The organism is Rhizobacter sp. P3_C12, assembly GCF_056402735.1.
Genome location: NZ_JBFUGW010000006.1, coordinates 1 through 17,828 on the forward strand (window position 1 = coordinate 1; position 17,828 = coordinate 17,828).

13 protein-coding genes are annotated in these 17,828 nt (G+C 67.0%); all 13 read right to left on the reverse strand.

Going from position 1 to position 17,828, the window contains the following annotated elements; genetic code table 11:
• Window positions 1-468 (reverse strand): MlaA family lipoprotein (locus tag AC1DXV_RS02255; protein WP_477932271.1); only part of this gene is annotated, 468 nt, incomplete at its 3' end.
• Window positions 465-968: an outer membrane lipid asymmetry maintenance protein MlaD gene (mlaD, locus tag AC1DXV_RS02260; protein ID WP_047501040.1), complete on the reverse strand. Its 504-nt coding sequence runs from the start codon at window positions 966-968 to the stop codon at window positions 465-467. The genes AC1DXV_RS02255 and mlaD, both read right to left, overlap by 4 nt.
• A gap of 14 nt (window positions 969-982) precedes the next feature.
• Window positions 983-1,765, reverse strand: a complete 783-nt coding sequence (mlaE, locus tag AC1DXV_RS02265; protein ID WP_477871543.1) for a lipid asymmetry maintenance ABC transporter permease subunit MlaE — start codon at window positions 1,763-1,765, stop codon at window positions 983-985.
• Window positions 1,762-2,613: an ABC transporter ATP-binding protein gene (locus AC1DXV_RS02270; RefSeq protein WP_477932273.1), complete on the reverse strand. Its 852-nt coding sequence runs from the start codon at window positions 2,611-2,613 to the stop codon at window positions 1,762-1,764. The genes mlaE and AC1DXV_RS02270 overlap by 4 nt, the downstream gene beginning before the upstream one ends.
• 101 nt (window positions 2,614-2,714) lie before the next feature.
• Window positions 2,715-3,266, reverse strand: a complete 552-nt coding sequence (locus tag AC1DXV_RS02275) for a hypothetical protein (protein WP_477932275.1) — start codon at window positions 3,264-3,266, stop codon at window positions 2,715-2,717.
• Between the two features lie 71 nt (window positions 3,267-3,337).
• Window positions 3,338-3,784, reverse strand: coding sequence for a type IV pilin protein (locus AC1DXV_RS02280; RefSeq protein ID WP_477932277.1), 447 nt, complete (start codon window positions 3,782-3,784; stop codon window positions 3,338-3,340).
• Between the two features lie 28 nt (window positions 3,785-3,812).
• Window positions 3,813-8,453 carry a pilus assembly protein gene (locus AC1DXV_RS02285; RefSeq protein WP_477932279.1) on the reverse strand — a complete coding sequence of 1,547 codons (4,641 nt, stop codon included), beginning with the start codon at window positions 8,451-8,453 and terminating at the stop codon, window positions 3,813-3,815.
• 41 nt (window positions 8,454-8,494) lie between these two features.
• Window positions 8,495-9,157, reverse strand: a complete 663-nt coding sequence (locus tag AC1DXV_RS02290; RefSeq protein WP_477865666.1) for a pilus assembly PilX family protein — start codon at window positions 9,155-9,157, stop codon at window positions 8,495-8,497.
• A 59-nt stretch (window positions 9,158-9,216) separates the two neighbouring features.
• On the reverse strand, window positions 9,217-10,230 hold the full coding sequence (locus tag AC1DXV_RS02295; protein ID WP_477865665.1) for a PilW family protein: 1,014 nt from the start codon (window positions 10,228-10,230) through the stop codon (window positions 9,217-9,219).
• Window positions 10,227-10,880: a type IV pilus modification protein PilV gene (gene pilV, locus AC1DXV_RS02300; RefSeq protein ID WP_477932281.1), complete on the reverse strand. Its 654-nt coding sequence runs from the start codon at window positions 10,878-10,880 to the stop codon at window positions 10,227-10,229. Before pilV ends, AC1DXV_RS02295 begins: the two co-directional genes overlap by 4 nt.
• The gene (locus tag AC1DXV_RS02305; RefSeq protein WP_477865663.1) at window positions 10,871-11,434 is read right to left on the reverse strand and encodes a GspH/FimT family pseudopilin; all 564 of its coding nucleotides are present in this window, start codon (window positions 11,432-11,434) and stop codon (window positions 10,871-10,873) included. Before AC1DXV_RS02305 ends, pilV begins: the two co-directional genes overlap by 10 nt.
• 84 nt (window positions 11,435-11,518) lie before the next feature.
• Entirely contained in the window at window positions 11,519-12,997 is a 1,479-nt protein-coding gene (locus AC1DXV_RS02310; protein WP_477932283.1) for a glutamate synthase subunit beta, read from the reverse strand.
• A gap of 39 nt (window positions 12,998-13,036) precedes the next feature.
• A complete protein-coding gene (locus tag AC1DXV_RS02315) occupies window positions 13,037-17,827 on the reverse strand; it encodes a glutamate synthase-related protein (protein ID WP_477932285.1) in 4,791 nt (1,596 codons plus the stop codon).
• Window position 17,828 lies beyond the last annotated feature (1 nt).

Consider the following 17,828-nt stretch of genomic DNA (forward strand, 5'->3'; position numbering starts at 1 on the left):
GTACGGCCCTGAACTCATGCCCCAGCGCCCGAACGTCTGCCCGAGGTCCTCGTTGTGCCGRTCCAGGCCCATCTCGGTGGCGACGTCGAAGAAGCCGCCGAGACCGAAGATCGTGTTGGTGGTCACGCGCATCACGTCCTGCATGCCGGAGTCGACCTTGCCCTGCAGCACGTTGTTGAACGCCGACCACAGGTCCGACACGTTGCCGAAGATGTTGCTGATGCCGCGCCGCGTCGGTTGCGGCACGACATCGCGGTAGGTGGTGGCCACCGGCTTCAGCACCGCGGTGTCGAGCGCGTCGTTGAAGTTGTAGACCTTGCGGTTCCAGCTCTCCCACGGGTCGACGCGCTGCACCGGCTTGCCATCGGGCCCCGGTGCGGTCGTCGCGCAGCCGGTGAGCGACGCAAGCCACGCCAGCGCGAGGCCGGCGAAAGCCAGGCGCAGCAGACGCAGCGCGCGCAGGTTCACTTCTTCGCTCCGCTGGCGGGCGCCGCCGCAGCCGCAGGCGCGCCGGAATCGGCCGCCTTGCTGTACAGGAACTGGCTGATCAGGTTCTCGAGCACCACCGCCGACTGGGTCTGGCTGATGACGTCGCCGGCCGCCAGGTTCTTTTCCTCGGCACCCGCCTCCAGCCCGATGTACTGCTCGCCGAGCAGGCCGGACGTCAGGATCTTGGCCGAGCTGTCCTTCGGGAACGCGAACTTCTTCTGCAGCTGCAGCACGACGCGCGCCTGGTAGCTCTTGTCGTCGAAGCCGATCGACTCGACGCGGCCGACCACCACGCCGGCGCTCTTGACGGCCGCGCGCGGCTTCAGCCCGCCGATGTTGTCGAACTTGGTGATCACCTGGTAGGTCTCGTCGAAGTTCAGGCTCAGCAGGTTGCCGGCCTTCAACGCGAGGAACAACACCGCTGCCGCGCCGATCAGCACGAACAGGCCCACCCACACATCGTGACGAGATTTCTGCATCGTCGCCTCTTTCTTCAAATCGAGAACATCATGGCCGTGAGCACGAAATCGAGCCCCAGCGTTGCAAGCGATGCCATCACGACGGTGCGCGTGGTGGCGGCGGACACGCCTTCAGGCGTCGGCTTGCAGTTGTAGCCCTGCAGCAGCGCGATGAAGGTGACGGTGAAACCGAAGACGAGGCTCTTGATCACGCCGTTGCCGACATCGGCCCAGACGTCGACACCGCCCTGCATCTGCGACCAGAACGAACCGGCGTCGATGCCGATCAGCGGCACCGCGACCAGCCAGCCGCCGATGATGCCGACCGCGCTGAACACCGCCGCCAGGAAAGGCATCGCGATCACGCCGCCCCAGAAGCGCGGCGCCAGCACTCGCTTGATCGGGTCGACCGCCATCATCTCCATCGCGGCAAGCTGCTCGCCGGCCTTCATCAGGCCGATCTCGGCCGTCAGCGAGGTGCCGGCACGGCCGGCGAACAGCAGCGCGGTGACGACCGGGCCGAGTTCGCGCACCAGCGACAGCGCCACCAGCAGGCCCACCGCCTCGGCCGAGCCGTAGCGCTGCAGCGTGTAGTAGCCCTGCAGCGCGAGCACGAAGCCGACGAACAGGCCCGACACCGTGATGATCGACAGCGAGTGGTTGCCGAGGAAGAACACCTGGTCGCTGACGAGGCGCGGTCGGCCGAAGCTCGCACTGCCGAGGCCGGCCAGCCGGAAGAACAGGCGCGCCGCGTCGCCGACGCCGGCGAGCTTGCTGCGCACCGAGAAGCCGATGTCGGCGGGGTTGTACCAGCTCATCGGGCTGCTCCTGCGCCGGAACCTGCGCCGAAATCTTCCTCGACCGACACGGCCGGGTAGTGGAAGCGCACCGGCCCGTCGGTCTGCGCCTTGACGAACTGCTGCACCAGCGGGTCGTCGCTCTCGCGCATCTCGGCCGGCGAGCCCTGCGCCGCGATCCTGCCGTTGGCGACGAAGACGATGTGGTCGGCGATCAGGAAGGTCTCGGCCACGTCGTGCGACACGACGATGCTGGTGACGCCCAGCGCGTGGTTCAGGTCCTTGATCAGCGTCGCGGCGACGCTCATCGAAATGGGGTCGAGGCCGGCGAACGGCTCGTCGTACATGATCAGGTCGGGGTCGAGCGCGATGGCCCGTGCCAGCGCGACACGGCGTGCCATGCCGCCCGACACCTGCGACGGCAGCAGGTCGCGCGCGCCGCGCAGGCCGACCGCGTTGAGCTTCATCAGCACCAGGTCGCGGATCATCGCCTCGCCGAGGTTGGTGTGCTCGCGCAGCGGGAACGCGACGTTGTCGAACACCGACAGGTCGGTGAACAGCGCGCCGAACTGGAACAGCATGCCCATGCGCCGGCGCATCGCGTGCAGGCCCTGCGCATCGAGGGTGGCGATGTCGACGCCGTCGAACAGCACCTGGCCCTTCATCGGCTGCAGCTGGCGCCCGATCAGGCGCAGCACCGTGGTCTTGCCGCCGCCCGAGGTGCCCATCAGCGCGAGCACCTTGCCGCGCGGCACGCTGAGGTTGACGTTCTCGAGGATCACCCGGTCGCCGTAGCCACAGGTGACATCGCGCAGTTCGATCAGGGTGCCGCCGGTGTTCGCAGGGGGAGACAAGGGGATGGTGGACATGCGCTGGTCGTAGGATCAGGCCGCGTGAGCGATGGCCGGAAGCGGATGATAGATGATCCTCGCGCCGGTCCGTTGGCAACGAACCGTATCCGAGTGCGTCGTCAATTGGACGGAACCCTCAGGAATCGCAATTCATACCGGACGATGGCATCGACGGGTTCCCCGTCGCGCACGGCCGGCAGCATCGGAGTTGTTTCGATGCCGAGCAGCAGGGCCGTGGTCGCTTCCAGCGGCGCGTTCGACTCGACGATGCGCCAGTGCCGGATCAAGCCCTGGGCCGACACCTCCAGTTCGACGGTGGCCACGGTGTCGACCTCCGCCGCGGGATCGATGGCCTGGAACACCACGTTCCAGCCGCGCTCCGGCATCGGCGGCACGTCGTAGCCGCCCGGCGCCTCGGTGGATGGCTGGTCGACGCCGGAAGCGGCTGGGGGTGCGGCGGCTGCCGCCTCCTGCGCCGGCGGCAAGACCTTGGCTGCGCGCTCGCCGGGTTGCGGCATGGGCCGGACCCGTGGCGTCGCGACGTGGTCAGCGATTGGCACGGGAATGGGTTCGGGGGGAATGACACGCACCGACATCGGTGCCTGCCGATCGCTGCCGGTGAACACCGGACCCGGCCCGGCCCCGGCGTACAGCACGGCGAAGTGCAGCAAGGCTGCCGCGACCGCTGCCGGCAGCAGGCCGGCACCCGGCGATGCGGGGCCCCGGCCTGCCCTCGGCATGATCAGCGCCAGCAGGTTTCCACGGTGGCGGTGCCCGTCACGCCCTTCTTGCCGTTTTGGTCCAGCGTGAAGTTACCGCATTTGTCGCCGGTCATCCCCCCTTCGGGCACGGCCTTCAACGTGTAGGTCGTGGCCGTCAGGTCGATCACGGTCAGGGTGTAGTACTGGTCCCCTTCCGGCGGCACCTTCGCGAAACGCTTCGGAAACTGGTCGGCATCGTTCACCGACGTAGTGGCCGTGTTCTTCGAGTAGTCGTAGTTCTCGCTGTACCAGCGCTCCATGAACTGTTGTGCCGCCAGCATCTGCGTCGTCAGCTTCGCGCGGCGCCCCTTCGCGATGCTCTCGCGATAGGACGGGTACGCGATGGCCGACAGGATGCCGACGATCGCCACGGTGATCATCAACTCGATCAGCGTGAAGCCGCCCGCACGCCTTGTCCCGCTTCGCATGTCAATCCTCATGATCGAAGTCATCCTGTTATTTGGTTCGCAGGCCCGGAACCTCGCGCCACTGGATCCGGGAGTTCGATTGCGAGAAGCACAAGTTGGTGTCGGTATCGCGCCCGATGCCGCGCAGGCTGCCCGAGCCGTCCGGGCACTTGGGTGCCTTCGTGCACACTTCGGCCGCGCCCGTGCCCGTGCAAGTACAGCCCGCCTCGCCGGCGGTGCACGAGGTGAGGCTTGGAGCCGGCGTGCGGTCGTTGGCGAAGCGCAGCTTCTGGTCATCCACCGGGACGCCGATCGTGTAGGAGTCGACCACGCCATTGACCAGCGTGGGCGGGCCCAGCACATTGCTGTTGGGCAGGCCGGTGACCGGGTCAAAGACGAACAACGTGGCCAGCGGCAGGTCGCTGCAGGTGTCGATGCGGCCGGTTCGGATGAGAGGCCGGATCGAAGTCATCATGATGTTGTTCAACCGGTACTCGAGGTTCGACACCACCATCTCGGACTGGCCGGGAAGGTTGATGAACCAACCGTCCTTGGCACCCCCCGAACTGTTCAGGTAGTCCACCGCCGCACCGGCCGCCACCGTCACGATGCCCGTCGTCGCCGACCGGGTCAGCGTGCGCTGAACCAGCGTGCTGACGCCGCTCGGCAGGGCTCGCGGGCGGGCTGCCGTCTTCGGCGTCACCGTGAAGTCCGGGCGATCCCAGATGCCGAACACCCGCTGCGTGACATTGTTGCGCGGGTACTCCGTGCTGGTGTTCGCCAGGCCGGTGGCGAAGCTCACCATCACGCCACCCATCGACGGGAAGGTGAACTGCGGCGCACCGGTGATCGGCAGCACCTCGTTGGCGGGGCTGCGCGCGGTGTACAGGGGCTGCGCGACGCTGGAGGGGTTGACGTACGCGACGTTCCAGTTGTTGGTATCGCTCGACGAGATGTCGAACTTCCACAGGTTGCCCTTCAGGTCGCCGGCGTAGACGACATCGGCCGTGCCGTTGTTGTCCAGGTCCACCCAGGTGGCCGTCGACAGGCCGTTGTCGGTGCTCGTGCCGTCCACGGTGATCTTCTTGTAGCGGCCGGCCCAGCTCCCCGCGGCGGTCGGGCCGTCGGCCGGGATCACGAACAGCGCGGCATGGCCACCCGCCGATTTATAGCCGTTACCCAGGATCAGGCCGTACTTGCCGTTGTTCAGCTTCGCGACAGGCGCCGGCTGGTTGGTGCCCGGTTCGACCGAGATGTCGCTGAGCACGTAGCCCAGGTCGGCGTCATGGTCGGCCGTGAACTCCCACTTGAAGACGCTCGACGCATTGGCCTGCGTCAGCGAGTCCGGCGTGGTGGCGTCCAGCGCATAGACGCCGCGACCGCCGCGCCCCAGCGTGCCGAAGAGGTAGGTGTGCCACTCGAGGGCGGTGTTGGTCGTCGACGTGTCGTCGATCCAGACATCCGCACTGAACGGCGTGCCGTCCACATACGCCGTGACGGCGAAGCCTTGCTGGCCGGTCGCGTAGAAGCGCTGCGCCAGCGCACCCGGCGCATACGAGAACAGCGCGCCGCCGGTCTGCGTGCTCGTGGCCGACTCCGCAGGCGCTTCGAACGCGTGCACCATGCCGTCATCGGAGGCGGCCCAGAGCAGCTTCTTGCGGGTGGCCTTGGCCGCGGCGTAGGCACCGTATCCCGGGTAGTTGCCGGCCGTGTAGCGCGCCACCGGCTTTTCCTGGATCCACGGCGCCGCGCTGATGATCGGCCCGAGGATGTTGGTGAGCGGACGCACGCGCAGCGGTTTCGTGCCGCCGCTGCCCTCTTGGCTGCGGTCGCCGCGCATGTAGTTGACCGTCGCCTCCGCCTGCAGATCCGTCTGCGCGATGACCGATCCGGTCGTCAGCGCAGTCTTGTAGTTGGTCCTCGCGTTCAGCGTCGCCCAGTCGAACCCGACGCCCGCCGGTCCGTCATTGGTGATGACGTTGCGTGAGTTCGTGGCGATGGCTGTCAGTTCCTTGCTGGCCTTCCAGGTGGCAGTCTTGTCGAACGCACCGTTGCTCAGGATCTTGAACCCTTCGATGTCGCCCGAGACCTTGGCGATCTCGAAGTTGGCCAGGTACTTGAAGCCGCCGGTCGTCAGCTGGCTGGACGAGACGGCCGGGGCCGCGTTCGACGACTCGAGCGCATCCTGGAACACCGCGCGCAGCGCCGCTTCCAGCTGATCCGGGTTGAACACCAGGAAATAGTTGTCAGGCGTGCCGTCGCCGCCGACCTTCGCCGCACCGCTCGCGTCCTTCACGTCCCACTTGCTCGTCGCATCGGGAAGATCCGCGACGCCGTTGTTGTAGGTGACCTTGTAGCCGCCCCACTTCGCGGCGTACCACAGCGGGTCTTCCAGCGTGCCGCCGCTGTTGCCGGTGACGGTGTACGTCGCCATGCTGGCCGCCTGGTTCTTGTTGCAGCCGTTGCAGCCGCCGGACGCGTTCACGCCAGTGCCGTACGCCGTGCCGTCGGTCTTGGTGACCGGCAGGTTGGTCGGGTCGGTGTAGCTGAAATTCAGGATACCGGAGTGGAAGTGGACGCCGTCCCGGTTGGTGCCCGAGATCGTGTAGCCGAAACCCTGCGGATTGACAGTGGCGTCGGCGAAGGTGGACGTGGTGACCTTCAGCGTCGTGCCGTTCAGGTCCCACTCCAGGATGCCCGAGGCGTCCTGGTCATAGTCGCCGCCCTGTTGCGAGTCTTCCCACACCACCAGGTACTTGCCGTGCGTGGCCGTCTGGCTGACGACCCGGAAGTCGACCAGCGTGCCGTTGCCGGGATCGGCGCCCGGCTTGTTCAGCAGGTACGACGGCTGGATGATCGCCTTCAGGGGTGTCGTTCCGCCGGTCGTCACCGTGATGCGCGGAACCCCCGGTGCCAGCGCCACGCTGTAGGTGTTGACGTGGAAATTCGGATCTGTGTCCCTGCCGGTCAGCGGCAGCGTCGTCGAATTGCGGATCGGGTTGGTGTGCGCCCAGTAGGCGGCACCCGCCAGGCTGTACGAGCCCTTGTAAGCGGGCGCTGTCGGGCAGAGGCCTTCCACATCGGACAGGTTGGCCAGCGTCTTCGCCGTACACGCCTTGTCGTCCACGCTGGCCGTGTGGCCGACGAAGCGCAAGGTGCCGGTCAGGTTTTCGCCGGTGCCGATGGCATTCACGTAACTGTTCAGCGAACCGGTGGCATTGAGGTCGGCGAACGGTGCCTGCGTGTCGCGGTCGTAGGAGACGACGCTGGCATTGAAGTTGATGATGTCGATCGGGCGGCACTGCGGCGAGCCAAAGGTCGCATCGGTCGTCGTGCCGCGCGTGAACGGGTCCACCCAGGCCGGGTGCGGCAGGCCCATCGTGTCGCCCTTCGCATCGGCATTCGACCCGTAGTCCCCCGCCGGCGCCAGGCCTTTCAGGTAGCGCAGCGCTTCGGTAAACATCTCGCCGATCGGGTTGCCCCAGCTCGCGCACTGGTTGTCCGTGAGCGCGGTCAGCTGGTACGTGCAGGTGCCGTCGGTGTTGTTGTTGTAGCTGCTGTCGCCGTATTCATAGCCGAAGACGCGCAGCTTGTTGATCGTGCCGACGATGCCGACCAAGGACGTGTAGGTGCCGTCGGTCGTCGTGTTCACCTCGGGGACGAACGAGGTCACGTTGCGGCGCAGGATGCCGCCGGAGGTGTTCTTCGAGAACGAGCCGGTGATCAGGCCGAATTCGGCCTGGTCGCTCTCGCCGTACTCGTGCAGCAGGCCGATCGGCTTGTAGTTGCCGCCCGGGTACTTCCGGCAGCGCTCGCCGCCGATGTGCGTGCTGTTGCACGCCTCGACGCGCACGATGAAGTCGCCGTTGTTGCCGCCCGAAAGGGCCGCCGTGCGCGGCGGATTGTCGTTGGCCGCGGTCAGGCCGGTCACGGCGGAGCTGTTGCCGTTGCCGCTGCCGTTGCTGCTCCAGCCGTTTTCGTCGCCCCACCGGCATTGCCGGCGTTCGTTGGCATTCCACAGCGAGTAGTTGCCGCTCGCGACCCGCATCAACGGCGCATTCGTCGTCAAGTGCGAATAGGCGCCGTTGGCGTCGATCGTCGTGTTGCACATCGTGATCTGCGTCTGACCCGTGTACGGAGTCAGCCGGTTGATGTCGGTGCCGTTGTAGTACTTGGCGAACGAGTGGGCGTCCATCGGCAGCGACGCACGCTCGAGCACGGTCAGCGAGTTGGTGTCGGTGGAGCGGAAGCCGCCGTACAGGACCTTGCGGACCATGTCCATGCGCGTCATCGTCGCCCAGTTCAGGAAGTTGCCGCTCCAGCCGGTGCCGCTGGCGCAGTACTTGTCGGTGGTGTCGGCGGTCCAGGCGAAGCGGCCGGTCGTCCCGCTGTAGGCGTAGCACTTGCCCGTGTCGAAATAGCCCGAATAGCGGATCGCGTGGATGTAGCCGCCATCGGGCTGCCCGTCGTTGTCGTAGTCGGTGAACTCGTTGTAGGCCCGGTAGAACAGCTGATGGTCCTTGGACATGTTCAGCATGATCGCGGGCTTGGCCGGATAGGTCACCGCATTCGCCGGAATCGGGCTGATCGGCGTGTAGACGGTGGCCGTCGAGGCGGCAAAGGCCTGCGGCAGCGGCATCATGGCCCAGACCAGCGCGATGCAGAAGGTTCGTCGAATGAAGTGACGCATGGAAGACCTCGAATGAATTCAGGAGCCGACGTGGCCGGCGATCACTTGATCGTGAAGGGCTGGAAGTACGACTGCAGGACCACCTGCGTGCGGTCGGAGACGCCGAAGCCGCGCGCGGTGATGCGGTAGTAGAGGACGCGGCCGCTGCTGCGGGAGAACTGTTCGATCAGGTACTCGGGCTGGATGGCCACGCCGGGAACCGCCGGCGCACCGGTGTACAGGCCGAGCGGCACGCCACCGGTGAAGGTCGCGCAGGTGGCGGCATTCGCGGTCTTCGGCTTGGTGGACGGGTCACCCCACATGCCGCCCTTGTCTTGCGGCCACCAGGGCTCGCCGTTGGGGGACGAGGCAGCCCAGCTCGTTGTCTTGTAGTCGTTCAGCGCCTTGTCGCACTGCCCGCCCACGCAGGTTGCCGAGAAGCCGGCGACGGCGCTTTCCAGCGGCCGTGCGCCTTCGCGCTTGCACTTGGCAGTGCTGCTCGCCAGCACCGACCCGTCGGACAGCAGCAGGTCGCGCTCGGCATCGCGCAGGGCCGACTCCGCCGCCTGGCGGGCAATCTCGCCGTCCAGCTGGTTGCGCGACGACATTTCACCGAAGTTGGCGTTGCGCGCCGAGAACGCGACGATGCCCATCAGCGCCAGCATCAGCATCAGCACGACGACCATCGCGACGCCCTGCTGCCGGGCCGGACGCCGGCGACGCACGAGACGGTTCGCCGGCAGCGCCGGTACACGGGATTCAAGACGAAGCGGCAGCATAGGAATCAATACGTCTTGTTGAGGAAGTTGCGCAAGCCGAAGACCTGGCTGTAGAGCTTGTACGTCGAACGGTCGGTGAGCGCCTGCGTCTTCACCGTTCCCTCGCAGTCCTGGTAGGTTCGCAGCGCGCCGGCGGTGTCGTTGATCCGGCTGGGACCCCCGTAGGTTTTCGACAGCACGCAGATGCGCACCGCGGCCACCCGGGCCCAGGGCGTCAGCGACTTGCCGTCGATGGTCAGCGTCGGCAGGGGGAGGCTGGCAAACTGGGCTGCGGTGTAGAACTTGTCGACCGCGCGATCGCTGGTCGAGAAGACGCCATAGGTGACCTGGAATTCCTCGATGTTCGAAATCACCGGCTGGTAGCCGGTCGAGGCGGCCGCATTGCCGCGGCATTCCAGGCTGCGCACGCTGGCCGTCTGTCCATCGACGACCACCGTCTTGGCAGCCCCCAGCCGGTAGTGGTTGGCGACCAGAAGTGGCTTGGCGGGCGGCTGGGTCGCCGCGCCGGTGCCGAGGCGGCTCGTGTTGACGGGAGCGGTCCCGACATCGTTGCCGTTGCAATCCTTGCGCTGGCCGCCAGCCTCGCCGAACGCGTCGTTCGTGAAGTAGGCGACGACCAGTTCATCGCTTCCTGCCGTGGTGCCGCAGGTGCCGGTCACCAGGTTGAAATTCGTCGCTTCGCATCCGAAGATGCCGGTGGCGTACCCGGGCAGGCCAGGCGAGCCGGTGATGTTGCTGTAGGCCGCCAGGACGTTCTCGTTGCCCTCGGAGCTGACTGCCGGATAGAAGCCTGCATTGACGACATCGCGGCCCAGCGCCCGCAGCGCGAAGACCCCGACTTCGTTGGCTTCCGAGACCTGGTCGATCGTGCGCTGGCTTTCGCGGGTGCCGAGGTACAGGTAGACGGCGGCGACGACGATGGCCAGGTTGATGGTGATCGCCACCAGCAATTCGACCAAGGTCAGGCCGCGCTGAGCGGGACGGCGCCCGGCGCGCTTCGGGAAGTGATGGCCGTTCATGGGAGGAAGGTGAAGTTGACGCAACGAACGCCGTCCGCCGCACCGGCGGCATCCGGGCAGCAGTTGCTCATGGCCGCAGAAGCGGTGTAAGTTGCAGCGACAGTGCAGGCCTTGCTCTTGTCCAGGGTGTTGTTCGCCGTGAGGAACTGCTTGTCGAACCACATCATCGTCACCGTCATGCCGGTGCTGCGGTTGCCGGTGACGAACGCCGAACCCTGCGGCAGCTGGCGCCGGATCTGCTGCCGCCAGATGGTCAGGTCGTAGGCGGCACGCTCGGTGGCGGTGCAGGTGGCTGTGCTGCAGTCGGTCGAGACGGCCGGCGGCGCGGCGGTCGACTGCGTGCTCCAGTTCGTGGTCAGCGCGTAGGCCGAGGTCGAGGTCGCCGCCCCGCTGCTGAAGTAGGACAGCCCGGCCACGTCCGGATTGGCGCGCACACGGTCGGCGAAATCGCTGAACAGCACCGCCGTCGAAGACCTCGCCCACGCGCCGATCTTGAAGCGCGAGGTGGTCGCCTGCAGCGCGGCGATGCCCAGCATGCCGAGGGACATGATGAGGACGGTCACCAGCACTTCGATGAGCGTGAACCCCGAGGATCGGCGCGCGCTGCGGCCCGGACCGGCAGGGATGGAATGCATCGTTTTCATGGACATGTCTCGCCGTAGCCCACTGTCAACGTACGACCCAGCGGACTCACGCAGATCGTGCGATTGGAAGAGCGGGTCGATGTCTGGTAGCGCACATTGAAGGAACCGACATCGGTCGACCGGGGCCGGCCCGTCGCCGAGAAGAAGATCAGGCCGCCGGGACCGGTGATGGTGTAGTCGGCGGTCAGCGCGCCCGTCACCAGCAGCACGTCGTCGGCCGCAGGATTCACGGCCGCTGCATCGCAGGCCGGATTGCGGAAGACGATCCATCCGCTGCCCCAGGCCGTCGGGGTGGCAGCGTCACAACTCGATCCGTTGCTGCTGACGCACATCGTCACGCACGAGTTGCGCGAGGCGGCCTCGTTGCGGGCACGCAGCACGCTGCCCATGAACTCGTTGCTCGCCGCGGAACTGCGATTGCGGATCACGAAATCACGCATCGACGGTGCCGCGGCCATCGCCAGGATGGCCACGATCGCGACCGTGACCATCAATTCGATGAGGGTGAAGCCGCCGTGCCGCAAGGGCACGGAGGTGGGGGGGAGGTGTCCGCCGTTCATGGACCGTAGTCTAGGCGGAGGCCCCGCYGGCGACGGCGCTGCCGGTCGGGTGGGAACGACCGTTTGTCGGCCGCCGATCGGCCCTCAGCGCGGCAAGTCGCTGGATCCCATCAGGAATTCATCGACTGCGCGGGCCGCCTGGCGCCCTTCGCGGATCGCCCACACCACCAGCGACTGGCCGCGCCGCACGTCGCCGGCCGCGAACACCTTGGGGACGCTGGTCGCATAGCCACCGATGAAATCGGTGCCAGCTCGCGCATTGCCGCGCGCATCCTTGTCGACGCCGAACGCATCGAGCACGCTCGCGACCGGGCTGACGAAGCCCATCGCCAGCAGCACCAGATCGGCCGGCAGCGTCTGCTCGCTGCCCGGCACCTCGGTCATCTTGCCGCCCTGCCACTCGACGCGCACCGCCTTCAGCGCGCGCAGCTTGCCCTTGTCCTTGCCCTCGCCACCGATGAACTCCTTGGTGGCGATCGCGAACTCGCGCTCGCAGCCTTCTTCATGGCTGGAGCTGGTGCGCAGCTTGATCGGCCAGTACGGCCACACCAGCGGCTTGTTCTCCTGCTCGGGCGGCATCGGCATCAGCTCGAACTGCGTGACGCTCTTCGCGCCATGCCGATTGCTGGTGCCGACGCAGTCGCTGCCGGTGTCGCCGCCGCCGATCACGATCACGTGCTTGCCGTCGGCGCGCAGCTGGTTCTTCAGCTTGTCGCCGGCGTTCAGCTTGTTCTGCTGCGGCAGGAACTCCATCGCGAAGTGCACGCCGTCGAGGTCGCGCCCCGGCACCGGCAGGTCGCGCGACTGCTCGGCACCGCCGGCCAGCACGACCGCGTCGAACTGCGCCTTCAGCTCGTCGGGCGTGATGCTTTCCTTGGCCCAGTTGGTGACCTTGCTGCCTTCGGGCAGCTTGCCGACGATCACGCCGGTGCGGAACTGCACGCCCTCGGCCTGCATCTGCTCGACGCGGCGGTCGATGTGCGACTTCTCCATCTTGAAGTCGGGAATGCCGTAGCGCAGCAGGCCGCCGATGCGGTCGTTCTTCTCGAACACCGTCACGTCGTGACCGGCACGTGCCAGCTGCTGCGCGGCCGCCAGGCCGGCCGGGCCGGAGCCGACGACCGCGACCTTCTTGCCCGTCTTCGCCTTCGGCGGGCGCGCCTTGACCCAGCCCTCGGCCCAGGCCCGGTCGATGATCGCGTGCTCGATGCTCTTGATGCCGACCGCGTCGTCGTTGACGTTCAGCGTGCAGGCCGCCTCGCACGGTGCCGGGCAGATGCGCCCGGTGAATTCCGGGAAGTTGTTCGTCGAGTGCAGCACGTCGATGGCATTGCGCCACTCGTTGCGGTACACGAGGTCGTTGAAGTCCGGAATGATGTTGTTGACCGGGCAGCCGCTGTTGCAGAAGGGCGTGCCGCAATCCATGCAGCGCGCCGCCTGGACCTTCGACTCGTCCGCCTTGAGCCCGATCACGAACTCGTTGTAGTTCTTCAGGCGCGCCTGCACGGGCGCATAGCCCTCTTCCAGGCGCTCGTACTCCATGAAGCCGGTGACTTTTCCCATGATCTCTCGCTACTCCGGTTGGCTGGGGCTGGGCCTGGCTCAGGCCTTGGCGCCACTCTTGGACTTGGGGCCGCCCTTGTCGGCGTTCTTCTCGATGACTTTCGCCTTCGCGATCGTGTCACCGGCCTGCTTCGCGGCGTTGATCTCGCCGAGCGCGCGCTTGTACTCGCTCGGGAACACCTTCACGAACTTGCCGCGCGACTCGGCCCAGGTGTCGAGGATCTCGCGCGCACGCAGGCTGCCGGTCCAGCGGTGGTGGTCGTCGAGCAGCTTGCGCAGGATCGCCTCGTCGGCCTGGCCCAGGTGCCACACCGCCTTGTCGACCGAGGCCTCCTGTTCGGCGGCGCCCAGCACCTTGTCGAGCTGCACCATCGCGGTGTTGCAGCGCTTGGCGAACTGGCCGTCTTCATCGAACACATAGGCGATGCCGCCGCTCATGCCGGCCGCGAAGTTGCGCCCGGTCTTGCCGAGCACCGCGACCGTGCCGCCGGTCATGTACTCGCAGCCGTGGTCGCCGGTACCTTCGACGACCGCGGTCGCGCCCGACAGGCGCACCGCGAAGCGCTCGCCGGCCACGCCGCGGAAGAACGCCTCGCCGCTGGTCGCACCGTACAGCACGGTGTTGCCCACGATGATGTTGCGCGTCGCGTCGCCGCGGAAGTCGATGCTCGGTCGCACCACCACGCGGCCACCGGACAGGCCCTTGCCGGTGTAGTCGTTCGCGTCGCCGATCAGGTACAGCGTGATCCCCTTCGCGAGGAAGGCGCCGAAGCTCTGGCCGCCGGTGCCCTCCATCTGCATGAAGATCGTGTGGTCGGGCAGGCCTTCGGGATGGCGGCGCACCAGCTCGCCCGACAGCATCGCGCCGACGGTGCGGTTCACGTTGCGCGTCTCCTCCATGAACTGCACCTTCTCGCCGCGCTCCAGCGCGGGCAGGCACTTCTGGATCAGCTTCACGTCGAGCGCACGCGCCAGCCCGTGGTCCTGCTCCTCGACCTGGCGGCGCGCCACGTCGGCCGGCGCCGTCGGCAGGTGGAAGATGCGCGAGAAGTCGAGGCCGCTCGCCTTCCAGTGCGAGATGCCCTTGCGGGTGTCGAGCAGGTCGGCGCGGCCGATCAGGTCGTCGAACTTGCGGATGCCCAGCTGCGCCATGATCTGGCGCGCCTCTTCGGCGATGAAGAAGAAGAAGTTGACGACGTGTTCCGGGCGGCCCTGGAATTTCTTGCGCAGCACCGGATCCTGCGTGGCCACGCCCACCGGGCAGGTGTTCAGGTGGCACTTGCGCATCATGATGCAGCCCTCGACCACCAGCGGCGCGGTCGCGAAACCGAACTCGTCGGCGCCCAGCAGCGCGCCGATGACGACGTCGCGGCCGGTCTTCATCTGGCCGTCGGCCTGCACGCGCACGCGGCCGCGCAGCCGGTTCAGCACCAGCGTCTGCTGGGTCTCGGCGAGGCCGAGCTCCCACGGCGTGCCGGCATGCTTGATCGAGCTCCACGGCGACGCGCCGGTGCCGCCGTCATGCCCGGCGATCACGATGTGGTCGGCCTTGGCCTTGGCCACGCCGGTCGCGATGGTGCCGACGCCGACCTCGGACACCAGCTTCACGCTGATGCTCGCACGCTGGTTCGCGTTCTTCAGGTCGTGGATCAGCTGCGCCAGGTCCTCGATCGAGTAGATGTCATGGTGYGGCGGCGGCGAGATCAGCCCGACGCCCGGCACCGAGTAGCGCAGGAAACCGATGTAGTCGGTGACCTTGCCGCCCGGYAGCTGGCCGCCCTCGCCCGGCTTCGCGCCCTGGGCCATCTTGATCTGGATCTGGTCGGCCGACGACAGGTACTCGGCGGTGACGCCGAAGCGGCCCGACGCCACCTGCTTGATCTTCGAGCGCAGCGAGTCGCCCTCCTGCAGCTCGTAGTCGGCCTCGATGACCTTGTTGGCGATCACGTCGCTGACCTTGGTGCCGGCGCTGATCCGGATGCCCTTCAGCTCGTTGCGGTAGCGAGCCGGGTCCTCGCCGCCCTCGCCGGTGTTCGACTTGCCGCCGATGCGGTTCATCGCGACGGCCAGCGTCGCGTGCGCCTCGGTGGAGATCGAGCCGAGCGACATCGCACCGGTCGCGAAGCGCTTGACGATCTCGGCCGCGGGCTCCACTTCGTCGAGCGGGATCGCCTTGGCCGGGTCGACCTTGAACTCGAACAGCCCGCGCAGCGTCATGTGGCGGCGCGACTGGTCGTTCACCAGCTGGGCGTACTCCTTGTAGGTGTCGAACTTGTTCGCGCGCGCGCTGTGCTGCAGCTTCGCGATCACGTCCGGCGTCCACATGTGCTCCTCGCCGCGCACGCGCCAGGCGTACTCGCCGCCGGCATCGAGCATGTTCTCGAGCACCGGGTCGTCGCCGAAGGCCGCGCGGTGCATGCGGATCGCCTCTTCGGCGACCTCGAACACGCCGATGCCGCCGACCTGGCTCGCGGTGCCGCGGAAGTACTTGTCGATCAGCACCTTGTCGAGGCCGATCGCCTCGAAGATCTGCGCACCGCAATACGACATGTAGGTCGAGATGCCCATCTTGGACATGATCTTCGACAGCCCCTTGCCGATCGCCTTCACGTAGTTGTAGATGGCCTTGTCGGCCGACAGCTCGCCCGGCAGCTCCTTGTGCAGGCCGATCAGCGTCTCCATCGCGAGGTACGGGTGCACCGCCTCGGCGCCGTAGCCCGCCAGCACCGCGAAGTGATGCACCTCGCGCGCCGAGCCGGTCTCGACGACCAGGCCGGCCGTCGTGCGCAGGCCCTCGCGCACCAGGTGCTGGTGGATCGCCGACAGCGCGAGCAGCGCGGGGATCGCGACGTGGCCGCGGTTCATCGCGCGGTCGCTGATGATCAGGATGTTGTGGCCGCTCTTCAGCGCATCGACGCTCTCGGCGCACAGCGACGCGAGCTTGGCTTCGACACCTTCGTCGCCCCACGCGAGCGGGTAGGTGATGTCGATCACATGGCTCTTGAACTTGCCGTGCGTGTGCTTCTCGATCTCGATCAGCCGCTCCATGTCGGCGAAGTCGAGGATCGGCTGCGACACCTCGAGCCGCATCGGCGGGTTCACCGCGTTGATGTCGAGCAGGTTGGGCTTCGGGCCGATGAACGACACCAGCGACATCACGACCGCCTCGCGGATCGGGTCGATCGGCGGGTTCGTGACCTGCGCGAACAGCTGCTTGAAGTAGTTGTACAGCGGCTTGTTCTTGTCCGACAGCACCGCGAGCGGCGAGTCGTTGCCCATCGAGCCGGTGCCTTCCTCGCCGGCCTGCGCCATCGGGCTCAGCAGGAACTTGATGTCCTCCTGCGTGTAGCCGAAGGCCTGCTGGCGGTCGAGCAGCGATTCGCCGAACTCGCGCGGCTCGCCGGTCAGCTCGATCGAATCGAGGCGGATGCGCACGTTCTCGATCCACTGGCGGTAGGGCTTGGCGAGCGCGAACTGGTTCTTCAGTTCCTCGTCGTCGATGATGCGGCCCTGGTCGAAGTCGATCAGGAACATCTTGCCGGGCTGCAGGCGCCACTTCTTGACGATCTTGTTCTCCGGGATCATCGGCAGCACGCCGGATTCGGAGGCCATCACGACCAGGTCGTCGTCGGTGACGATGTAGCGCGACGGGCGCAGGCCGTTGCGGTCGAGCGTGGCGCCGATCTGGCGGCCGTCGGTGAACACCATCGAGGCGGGGCCGTCCCACGGCTCCATCATCGCGGCGTGGTACTCGTAGAACGCGCGGCGGCGCTCGTCCATCGTCGCGTGCTGCTCCCAGGCCTCGGGAATCATCATCATCGCGGCGTGCGCGAGCGAGTAGCCGCTCATCGTCAGCAGCTCGAGCGCGTTGTCGAAGGTGGCGGTGTCGGACTGCCCCTCGAAGGTGATCGGGTAGAGCTTGTTCAGGTCGTCGCCGAGCACCGGCGACTTCATCACGCCTTCGCGGGCGCGCATCCAGTTGAAGTTGCCCTTGACGGTGTTGATCTCGCCGTTGTGCGCCACCATCCGGTACGGGTGGGCCAGCGGCCACTCGGGGAAGGTGTTGGTCGAGAAGCGCTGGTGCACCAGCGCCAGCGCCGACATCACGCGCGGGTCCTGCAGGTCCTGGTAGTACTTGCCGACCTGGTCGGCCAGCAGCAGGCCCTTGTAGATGATGGTGCGGCAGCTCATGCTGGGCACGTAGTACTCGCGGCTGTGCGTGAGCTTCAGGCGCTGGATCGCGCTCGACGCCGTCTTGCGGATCACGTAGAGCTTGCGCTCGAGCGCGTCCTGCACGATCACGTCGGGGCCGCGGCCGATGAAGACCTGCCGGATGATCGGTTCCTTGGCGCGCACGGTGGGCGACATCGGCATCTCCGAGTCGACCGGCACCTCGCGCCAGCCCAGCAGCACCTGGCCCTCGGCCCGCACCGCGCGCTCCACCTCCTGCTCGCAGGCCAGGCGCGACGCGTGTTCCTTCGGCATGAAGATCATGCCGACGCCGTACTCGCCGGGCGGCGGCAGCACGACCCCCTGCGTCGCCATCTCGGCACGGTAGAACTCGTCGGGAATCTGGATCAGGATGCCGGCGCCGTCGCCCATCAGCTTGTCGGCACCGACCGCGCCGCGGTGGTCGAGGTTCTCGAGGATCTTCAGGCCCTGCGCAACGATGCTGTGCGCCTTGTGGCCCTTGATGTGGGCGACGAAGCCGACGCCGCAGGCATCGTGCTCGTTCGCCGGGTCGTAGAGGCCGTGCTCGGCCGCTTGCTGCAGTTCAGCGGCGTCTGCGCTGTCAGCGGGAGATGCCCCACCTTGGTCGGCCTGGGTCATG

Bases quoted from the DNA above. Each gene is read 5' to 3' on its own strand.
- mlaD (WP_047501040.1), bottom strand. From the start codon at position 968: ATGCAGAAATCTCGTCACGATGTGTGGGTGGGCCTGTTCGTGCTGATC.
- AC1DXV_RS02285 (WP_477932279.1), bottom strand. From the start codon at position 8,453: ATGCGTCACTTCATTCGACGAACCTTCTGCATCGCGCTGGTCTGGGCC.
- mlaE (WP_477871543.1), bottom strand. From the start codon at position 1,765: ATGAGCTGGTACAACCCCGCCGACATCGGCTTCTCGGTGCGCAGCAAG.
- AC1DXV_RS02310 (WP_477932283.1), bottom strand. From the start codon at position 12,997: ATGGGAAAAGTCACCGGCTTCATGGAGTACGAGCGCCTGGAAGAGGGC.
- AC1DXV_RS02280 (WP_477932277.1), bottom strand. From the start codon at position 3,784: ATGCGAAGCGGGACAAGGCGTGCGGGCGGCTTCACGCTGATCGAGTTG.
- AC1DXV_RS02270 (WP_477932273.1), bottom strand. From the start codon at position 2,613: ATGTCCACCATCCCCTTGTCTCCCCCTGCGAACACCGGCGGCACCCTG.
- AC1DXV_RS02295 (WP_477865665.1), bottom strand. From the start codon at position 10,230: ATGAACGGCCATCACTTCCCGAAGCGCGCCGGGCGCCGTCCCGCTCAG.
- AC1DXV_RS02305 (WP_477865663.1), bottom strand. From the start codon at position 11,434: ATGAACGGCGGACACCTCCCCCCCACCTCCGTGCCCTTGCGGCACGGC.
- pilV (WP_477932281.1), bottom strand. From the start codon at position 10,880: ATGTCCATGAAAACGATGCATTCCATCCCTGCCGGTCCGGGCCGCAGC.